Origin of the sequence: Devosia sp. (assembly GCF_017307565.1) — a bacterium.
Taxonomy (GTDB): Bacteria; Pseudomonadota; Alphaproteobacteria; order Rhizobiales; family Devosiaceae; genus Devosia.
On sequence record NZ_JAFKHD010000214.1, the window covers coordinates 1 to 8,475 of the forward strand.

Consider the following 8,475-nt stretch of genomic DNA (forward strand, 5'->3'; position numbering starts at 1 on the left):
ACCCCTCACCCTGACCAATTTGCTGAACGCAAAGTTGGTCTGTCCCTCTCCCGCAAGGGGCGAGGGGAAGTCCGGTGGATGCCTATTGATAACTGACCGGTCAGTCAGTTATAATTTTCCTATGAACACCACCGACAAGAAATTCCGCCGGCGGGCTGAGGCGCGGCCGGACGAGATGCTGGATGCGGCACTGGCCGTATTCTCGGAGAAGGGTTTTGCCGCGACCAAGGTGGACGAGGTGGCGCGGCGCGCAGGTGTCTCCAAGGGCACGGTCTATCTCTATTTTCCATCCAAGGAAGCGCTGATGGAGGGGATCGTGCGGCGGGCAGTGGCCCCGATTGCCGAGCGGGCGGTGCCGGATATGGCCCAGTTCGACGGCGATCCACGCCTGCCCATCGCCATGCTGGTGGGGACGCTGCAGAACCTGTTGGCCGATCCGCGAAACATGGCTCTGCCCCGGCTGATCCTGCGCGAGATCATGAATTTTCCCGACATTGCCGAACTCTATCGGCGCGAGGTGCTGGGCAAGGTCATTCCGGCACTGATGGCGCTGGTGGCGCGCGGCGTGGCCTCGGGGCAATTGCGCCAGGTCGATCCGGAAATGACGGTGCGCTCCATCATCGGGCCGATCATTGCCCATGTGGCGCTGAATGAGGTTTTTGGAGTGCGGCCTGCAGACGGGCTGGCGCTCGACCGGCTGGTGGAGAACCACCTCGATATTCTGTTTCACGGTATTTCGCCTGCGGGCGGAGAGGAGACGCCATGAGCGAGTTTTTTGGCGGGCTGTTTGCCGCGATCCTGGCTTTCTTTACGCCCAATGCCGACCCCACCGGCTTCACCGGCTATATCGAGGCCAATTATGTCTATGTGGCCCCGGTCAGCGCCGGACGGATCACGACGATTGCGGTGATCGAGGGGCAGGCGGTGGCCGAAGGCGACCTGCTGGTCAGGCTCGATCAGAGTCAGCAATCGGCGCTTTTGGCAGCGGCCGAAGCGCGGGTGGCGGCGGCGCGGGCGACGCTCGAAAATCTCGAAACCGGCAGCCGCAGCGAAGAGCTTGACGTGATCCGCGCCTCGCTGAGCAAGGCCGAGGCGGACCTGGCCCTGGCCAAAACCAACCTGACCCGCAGCCAGCAGCTCGAAAAGGGCGGTACGGTTTCGGCCGCCAAGGTCGAGGTCGACAGCAATGCCGTGGCCTCGGCCGAAGCGCAGGTGAACCAGCTCAAGGCGCAGCTGGCGGTCGCCGAATTGCCGGCGCGCTCGGGCCAGCAGGTGGCGGCGGAAGCCAACCTCTCGGCGGCCGAAGCCGATGCCGAGGGCGCGCGGCTCGATTTCAGCGAGCGGCAGGTCTATGCCCCGGCCGCCGGGATCATCGAAAAACTCTACTTTTCCGCCGGCGAAGTGGCAGCGGTGGGCACTCCGATTGCCTCGATCCTGCCGGCCGGCGCGCTGGAGGCTCGGTTTTTTGTGCCCGAGGCTGCCCGGTCGGGGCTGACGGTCGGGCAGGCCGTGACCGTCACCTGCGATGGCTGCGCCAGAATGTCGGCGACCATCGTGCATGTGGCGAGTGAAGCGCAGACCACCCCGCCAGTGATCTATTCGACCGAGGAGCGCAGCCGGCTTGTCTATCTCGTGCAGGCGCGTCTCGGGGACGACGCCAAGCTCCAGCCCGGCCAGCCGGTCACCGTGCTGCCATGAGCGAAGAACGCGTCATCGATGTGCATGGGCTGACCAAGCGCTTTGGCGATAAGACGGTGGTCGATCATTTCGACATCGCCGTGCCCAAGGGCGCCATCTATGGGTTCCTGGGACCCAATGGGTCAGGCAAGACCACGACCATCCGCATGCTCTGCGGGCTTCTGGTGCCCGATGCGGGCGAGGGGCAGTGCCTCGGCTTTGACGTGCGGCGCGACGCCGGGCGGATCAAGGCCGAAGTGGGCTATATGACCCAGAAATTCAGCCTCTACGAAGACCTCACCATCCGCGAAAATCTCGACTTCGTGGCGAGGATGTACCGGGTGAAGGATCGCAAAAACCGGGTCGATGGCGCGCTGGCCGATCTGGGGCTCGCCGATCGCGCCGGGCAATTGGCGGGCACGCTGTCTGGCGGCTGGAAGCAGCGACTGGCGCTCGCGGCCTGCCTCATCCACGACCCCAAACTGCTGCTGCTCGACGAACCGACGGCCGGCGTCGACCCCAAGGCGCGGCGGGATTTCTGGGACGAAATCCGGCGGCTCTCCAAGGCCGGCGTCACCGTGCTCGTTTCCACGCACTATATGGACGAAGCCATCCAGTGCGATTTCATCACCTATATTGCCTACGGCAAAAAACTGATCGACGGCCGGGCGACTGAAATTCCAACGACGGTTGGCCTCAAGACCTGGCGGGCCGAGGGGCCCGAACTCGTGGCGCTCGAAGATGCTTTGCAGGGCGAACCAGGAGTGGAGCAGGTGGCGCGGTTTGGCTCGGCCCTTCATGTCTCGGGCACCGACGGCGCAGCGCTGGCCGCCACGGTCGCAAAATACCAAACCAACAAGAGCCAGCGCTGGAGCGAGGTGCCGGCCGGGCTTGAAGAGGCCTTCATCTACCTCATGGCGGGAGCGCGGGACAATTTCTCGCGGGACGCAACATGAACCTGCGCTTTTCTCTCAGCCGCTTCATCGCCGTGCTCTGGAAAGAATTCATCCAGATGCGGCGCGACCGCGTCACCTTCGGCATGATGATCGGCCTGCCTATCGTCCAGCTGCTGCTCTTCGGCTTTGCCATCAATGCCGATCCGCGGCATTTGCCAACGCTGGTCGAGGTCAATGATGACGGGCCGCTGACCCGGGCCCTCCTCGCGGGCATGGATACCTCGGGCTATTTCGACTTCATCGGCCAGGTGCGCGGGCCCGATGCCGGCGAGGAAGCGCTGCGGCGCGGCACGGCCAATTTCGTCGTCGTCATCCCCGCCGATTTCGAGCGCGACGTGGTGCGGGGCCTGAGGCCAAACCTCTTGATTGCTGCCGACGCCTCCGACCCCTCGGCCGTCAGCGGCGCGGCCGCCGCCATGAGCGGCATCGTCAATGGCGCCATTGCGCAAAGCCTTACGGGTCCCCTCTCGCCCGCCGCCGGGGCGCCGCCGCCCTTCGATGTCATTGTGCACCGGCAATATAATCCCGAGGGCCGCACCTCGACCAATATCGTGCCGGGCCTCCTCGCTATCATCCTCTCCATGACCATGGTGATGATCACCGCCGTCGCCATCGTGAAGGAGCGCGAGCGCGGCACCATGGAAATGCTGATTTCGACCCCGGTGACCCCGCTCGAGGTCATGCTGGGCAAGATCCTGCCCTATGTCTTTGTCGGCTATGTGCAGACCGGCGTGTTCCTGCTCGCCGCCTTCGCCCTGTTCCATGTGCCCTTTACCGGCACCTGGCAGGCCTTTTTCCTCGGTTTCAATCTCTTCGTCCTCGGCAATCTGGCGCTGGGATTTCTCATTTCCACCGTGGCGAAAAACCAGATGCAGGCCATGCAGCTGAGCTTTTTCACCATCCTGCCTTCGATCCTGCTGTCGGGCTTCATGTTCCCCTTCGCCGGCATGCCGCATTGGGCGCAGGCCATCGGCACCGGCGTGCCGGCAACGCATTTCATTCGGTTGATTCGGAAAGTGATGCTGAAGGGTGCGGGCACGCTCGATGTGACTGCGGAACTGACGGCGCTCGGGATCATCGTGCTGGTGATCACCGTGGCCGCTATGCTGCGCTATCGGCAGACGCTGGACTGATTGCGTTCAGCACCGGGGACGATCGGATGACATCGTGGGTAGGGCAGCCGTTGCCGATCCCTCACAAACAAAAAGGGCTCCCGGCGTTCGCCGGAAGCCCCAAAATATCGGCGTTGTTGTCAGACCTTAGCCTGCAAGCCGTTCAATCTCCGCGCCACAGCGCGACAGCTTGTCTTCGAGCCGCTCAAAACCGCGGTCGAGGTGATAGATGCGGTTGACGATCGTCTCGCCCTTGGCGGCTAGGCCGGCAATGACCAGCGATACCGAAGCGCGCAGATCGGTTGCCATCACCTGCGCGCCCTTGAGCTGGGGCTTGCCGTGGATGGTCGCGAGCTGCCCATCGACCGAAATATCGGCGCCGAAACGGGCGAGCTCGGCCACATGCATGTAGCGGTTTTCGAAGATGGTTTCGCGCACCTGGCTGGTGCCCTGGCTCATGGTCATGAGCGCCATGAACTGGGCCTGCAGGTCGGTCGGGAAACCCGGGAAGGGGTGGGTTTCGATATCGACCGGCTGGATGCCATTGCCGTTGCGCTTGACGCGGATGCCATCAGCTTCGGCGGTCAGGTCGACGCCGGTGCGGGCCAGAATGTCGAGCGCCGATTGCAGGTGCTCGGGGCGGGCGCCGCGCAGCAGCACATCGCCACCGGTCATGGCCGCAGCCATGGCGAAGGTGCCGGTTTCGATGCGGTCGGGAATGACTTCCACGTTCGCGCCGTGCAGCTTTTCAACGCCTTCGATGGTCAGCGTCTTGGTGCCGATGCCGGAAATCTTCGCGCCCATGGCAACGAGGCATTCGGCGACATTGGTGATTTCCGGCTCCTGCGCCGCATTTTCAATGACGGTCGTGCCCTTGGCGAGCGTTGCCGCCATCAGCAGGGTGTGCGTTGCGCCCACCGAAACCTTCGGGAACACGATGCGATTGCCGGTAAGGCCGCCCTTGGGGGCGCGTGCCACCACATAGCCTTCGTCGATATCGATCTCGGCGCCGAGCTCTTTCAGACCAAAGAGAAAGAGGTCGACCGGGCGCGTGCCGATGGCGCAGCCGCCGGGCAGGGAGACGCGGGCTTCGTGGCAGCGGGCCAGGAGCGGCCCGATGACCCAGAAGCTGGCGCGCATCTTGGAAACGAGATCATAGGGGGCAGTGGTATCGACGATGTCGGCGGCATGAAAGGTCATGCGCTGGCCCACGCCATCTGATTCGCCGCGACGGCGACCATGCACGGCGATATCGACGCCGTGATTCTCGAGAATGCGTTCGAGCTGCTTTACGTCGGCAAGACGGGGAACATTGGTGAGCACCAATGGCTCATCGGTGAGCAGCGACGCGATCATCAGGGGCAGGGCGGCATTCTTGGCGCCCGAAATGACAATGTCCCCGTTGAGCGGATTGCCGCCAACCAAACGAATACGATCCATGAAATGGTTCCTCTGAACCGGCCCATAGGGGCCTTCTACCTGTTGGGGAGGTAGGCGAGGTCTTCGTTGCCACGTAAGCCAGACCAGCCGCGCTCTTGCGAATATGTGACGTTCCTAGTTCGCCCGAAAATGATTTACGGTTTCTTGACCGTGCTCGTTTCGGGTGCCGGAGCATCGTCCCGGGCAGCGCGCGCCCTGGCCTGATCCTTTCGGCGCTTGAGGTTCTCGCGAAGCTTTGCGGCCAATCTTTGCTCTCGGGCAGCTGCTTCGTTCGACTTACTCATCGCCTTCCTGGCAATCGGTGATTCACAGGGGCGTTGATAGGCGTTTTTTGCGCTTGCGTCGAGTAAATCCCTATGGCACTAGAGCGCCCGTCGCCGCCGAAACCGGCCAGCGACCCCTAAAGATGCTGCCGTAGCTCAGTGGTAGAGCACTCCCTTGGTAAGGGAGAGGCCGACAGTTCAATCCTGTCCGGCAGCACCAGTTTTCTCCAGATTGTTTTTGTCGACCGGTGCCAAGTCCTTGGCTTGTCATGGTTATGGCTCTTTGCCTAGTCTGACCTGCTGGCCAGGAGGAACAGGATGACCGGCACGATACCTGAACGACACAGAACCTTTCTCGACATGCTTCTCGTGACCCTTGCAAAGGACCCGCGCATTGCCGCTGTTTTGGCGGGTGGGTCGATGGTGCAGGGCGGCTTTGATGCGTTCTCTGACCTTGATCTGGTCATCGTGGTGGAGCCGCCAGCCTATGCCGAGGTGATGGCGGGGCGTCGCGAGATTGCGGCGGGGCTCGGTGAGCTGTTGAGCGCCTTTTCCGGCGAGCATGTCGGCGAGCCGCGGCTTTTCATCTGCCTTTATGGGCCGGATCTGCTGCATGTCGACCTCAAGTTCGTCTTGCTTTCAGACCTCACGCACCTGGTCGAGCGTCCGCTCGTGCTCTGGGCGCGGGACGAGGCGGCGGTGACCGAGGGGCTTGATCGAGCCGTTGTCGTCTGGCCAGAACGGGCGCCGCAATGGTTCGAGGATCGGGCCTGGACCTGGCTCCACTATGGGGCTGCAAAATTGCAGCGAGGCGAACTGCACGAAGCCCTCGCGACAATCGGATTTTTCAACGAACAGGTGCTCGGACCGATGCTGCAGCGCCGCAATGGCGCGCCGCAGCGCGGGCTGCGCAAGCTTGAACAGACGGGGATTGGCGAGGCGCTTGCCCCTCTTGTGGCCGCCTATTCGGCCGAGGATGCGTCGCGCAGCCTCAAGGCAGCGGCGCGGCTTTATCTTGATCTGCGCGCCGATGCGCCGCCCGAGCGGCCGGTGTCCGGCATGCCGGAAAGCCTGCTGCCCTGGCTGGAGCTGTCGTTTTCGGCGGAGCCCAAGGCGCGCTGACAGGTAAATCTCGGAATGAGCAGAGGAGCGGGCAACTGTCGTCCGCTCCTCTTTTTTGCGCGTCGAAACCTGTCGCAAGCGTCGACGGCATGGGCTTGTCAGTCTTCCTTCAGCAAAATATCTTGATGGTAAAGATTCTTTGTGGTGGGGGTGATCATGGACGTGCGCGCGGAACTGGAAGATCGCGTCGGCATTGCGCTGATCCGCATGATTCGTCGCGCCGAAGAAGCGCAGGAGCGGGCGGCCCGCTGGCAGGGCATGCACCCCACCGATTTCCGGTGCCTCGGCTATCTCAACCTGAAGGGTGAGCCGTCGAGCCCGGGCGATATCATCAGCCACCTCGGCCTGACCTCGGGCGCCGGCACGGCGTTGCTCGATCGGCTGGAAAGCGCCGGCTACATCACGCGCATTCGCCACCCCGAAGACCGGCGCAGCGTCTTGATCGTGCTCGACGCGGTCGCGGCGGCAGAGCCGCTGGCGCTGCACGAGCGCATCCGGGCGGAATATCAGGCCGGTATGACCGAATTTTCCGATGGCGACCTGATGGCCATCGCCGGCTTTCTCAAGCGCATCGAGGCGCTTTCCGCCGACATGAACGAAGCGCTTTACGCAGAAAAGGGGCCCGTCAAGGCGGCCTCGTGACCAATAACGACAACATCGATCCTTAGGGGGAAGACTATGACTAGTGAAGGTGGGGCGAGGGCGCCTCACATCGTCGAACGCGGCCTGATGTGGCTGTTCGCCGTGGTTCTGGGCGTGATGGCCCTGATTTTCGTGGGAGGCGGTGGCTATCTCGCGACCCTGGGCGGCTCGCTCTATTATGTGATTTCGGGCCTACTGTTCCTGATTTCGGCGGTGCTGCTGTTCCGGGGCCGGCGCATCGGCGCCTGGCTTTTTGGGCTGGCGCTTGCCATCACCGTGATCTGGGCAATCTGGGAAGTCGGTTTTGACGGCTGGGCGCTGCTGCCGCGCCTGATGATTCCGGTTGCCTTCGGCATCTGGCTGCTGCTGCCCTGGAGCCAGCATGCGCTTGCCGGCAGGCTGGATTTTGCCGGGCGCGTGCCGCTCGGCGCGGCGGGGCTGATTGCTTCCACTGCCGTCGTTTCGGTGGCGCTTGGCGCCGGGCTTTATGCCATTTCGGCCCCGAGCCTGCCGCAAGATCCGCGCTTCCAGACCGGCTTTGGCGCTTACCCGGCAGAACCCAATGGCGCTGCGGCGCGCGGGCAGACCGGTGCTGACTGGCCCTATTTTGGTGGCGATCAGGGTGGGCAGAAATATAGCCCGCTCGACGAGATCACTCTCGACAACGTCAAAAATCTCGAAGTCGCCTGGTCGGTGGATGTGGGACGCATTCCTGCCAACAATTCGACCCCGCTCAAGATCGATGACAGCATCTATATGTGCAACGGCTTTAGCCAGGCCTTTGCGCTCAATGCGGCAACCGGCGCCGAGCGCTGGATGTATGATGGCTCGGAAGGCCATGGCGGCACCTGCCGCGGCGTGAGCTATTACAAGGTTCCGGGCATGACCGGCGCCTGTTCCGAACGTGTGCTCTACGGCACGGCGACGGCAAAGCTGATCGCGCTCGACGCCAAGACCGGCGAACTCTGCGCCGATTTCGGCGAGGGTGGTCGCGTCGACCTGCTGGTCGGCATGCATGACTTTGAAGGCAAGATCATCGGCGGCTACTATTCGATCACCTCTGCCCCGGCCTTCGTGCGCGGCAAGGTGGTCATTGGTGGCTGGGTGACCGATGGCCAGTACTGGGGCGAGGCTTCAGGCGTCATTCGCGCTTTCGATGCGGTGACGGGCGACATGTCCTGGGCCTGGGATCTGGGCCGTCAGGACCTGACGGGCCTCCCGCCCGATGGCGAAAGTTATACGGTGGCGACACCCAATAGCTGG

Annotated in this window: 7 protein-coding genes, 1 tRNA gene and 1 pseudogene; 8 read left to right on the forward strand and 1 reads right to left on the reverse strand. The window is 63.2% G+C overall.

Annotated features, from left to right (window positions below):
* Positions 1-121 precede the first annotated feature (121 nt).
* From J0I64_RS06805 to J0I64_RS06820, 4 genes are read left to right on the forward strand one after another with little or no spacing between them, the layout of a single operon-like run.
* Complete coding sequence (locus tag J0I64_RS06805; RefSeq protein WP_291406843.1) at positions 122-766, forward strand: TetR/AcrR family transcriptional regulator; 645 nt, start codon at positions 122-124, stop codon at positions 764-766.
* A complete protein-coding gene (locus J0I64_RS06810; RefSeq protein WP_291406844.1) occupies positions 763-1,698 on the forward strand; it encodes an HlyD family efflux transporter periplasmic adaptor subunit in 936 nt (311 codons plus the stop codon). The genes J0I64_RS06805 and J0I64_RS06810 overlap by 4 nt, the downstream gene beginning before the upstream one ends.
* Positions 1,695-2,633 (forward strand): ABC transporter ATP-binding protein, encoded by a 939-nt coding sequence (locus tag J0I64_RS06815; protein ID WP_291406845.1) that lies wholly within the window; start codon positions 1,695-1,697, stop codon positions 2,631-2,633. The genes J0I64_RS06810 and J0I64_RS06815 overlap by 4 nt, the downstream gene beginning before the upstream one ends.
* On the forward strand, positions 2,630-3,766 hold the full coding sequence (locus J0I64_RS06820) for an ABC transporter permease (protein ID WP_291406846.1): 1,137 nt from the start codon (positions 2,630-2,632) through the stop codon (positions 3,764-3,766). The genes J0I64_RS06815 and J0I64_RS06820 overlap by 4 nt, the downstream gene beginning before the upstream one ends.
* A 126-nt stretch (positions 3,767-3,892) precedes the next feature.
* Here J0I64_RS06820 and murA read toward each other — a convergent pair whose 3' ends face one another.
* Entirely contained in the window at positions 3,893-5,185 is a 1,293-nt protein-coding gene (gene murA, locus J0I64_RS06825; protein ID WP_291406847.1) for a UDP-N-acetylglucosamine 1-carboxyvinyltransferase, read from the reverse strand.
* A 408-nt stretch (positions 5,186-5,593) separates the two neighbouring features.
* On the opposite strand from murA, the gene J0I64_RS06830 reads away from it, so the two are divergent.
* From J0I64_RS06830 to J0I64_RS06845, 4 genes and pseudogenes are all read left to right on the forward strand, one after another.
* Positions 5,594-5,668: transfer RNA gene (locus J0I64_RS06830), tRNA-Thr, on the forward strand.
* A gap of 98 nt (positions 5,669-5,766) precedes the next feature.
* Entirely contained in the window at positions 5,767-6,570 is an 804-nt protein-coding gene (locus J0I64_RS06835) for a nucleotidyltransferase domain-containing protein (RefSeq protein WP_291406848.1), read from the forward strand.
* A 156-nt stretch (positions 6,571-6,726) separates the two neighbouring features.
* Positions 6,727-7,212 carry a MarR family transcriptional regulator gene (locus J0I64_RS06840; RefSeq protein WP_291406849.1) on the forward strand — a complete coding sequence of 162 codons (486 nt, stop codon included), beginning with the start codon at positions 6,727-6,729 and terminating at the stop codon, positions 7,210-7,212.
* A gap of 36 nt (positions 7,213-7,248) precedes the next feature.
* Positions 7,249-8,475, forward strand: a pseudogene (locus tag J0I64_RS06845) (membrane-bound PQQ-dependent dehydrogenase, glucose/quinate/shikimate family); the annotation flags it as partial.

Coding starts and splice junctions, on each gene's coding strand:
- J0I64_RS06805 (WP_291406843.1), top strand. CDS start 122: ATGAACACCACCGACAAGAAATTCCGCCGGCGGGCTGAGGCGCGGCCG.
- J0I64_RS06810 (WP_291406844.1), top strand. CDS start 763: ATGAGCGAGTTTTTTGGCGGGCTGTTTGCCGCGATCCTGGCTTTCTTT.
- J0I64_RS06815 (WP_291406845.1), top strand. CDS start 1,695: ATGAGCGAAGAACGCGTCATCGATGTGCATGGGCTGACCAAGCGCTTT.
- J0I64_RS06820 (WP_291406846.1), top strand. CDS start 2,630: ATGAACCTGCGCTTTTCTCTCAGCCGCTTCATCGCCGTGCTCTGGAAA.
- murA (WP_291406847.1), bottom strand. CDS start 5,185: ATGGATCGTATTCGTTTGGTTGGCGGCAATCCGCTCAACGGGGACATT.
- J0I64_RS06835 (WP_291406848.1), top strand. CDS start 5,767: ATGACCGGCACGATACCTGAACGACACAGAACCTTTCTCGACATGCTT.
- J0I64_RS06840 (WP_291406849.1), top strand. CDS start 6,727: ATGGACGTGCGCGCGGAACTGGAAGATCGCGTCGGCATTGCGCTGATC.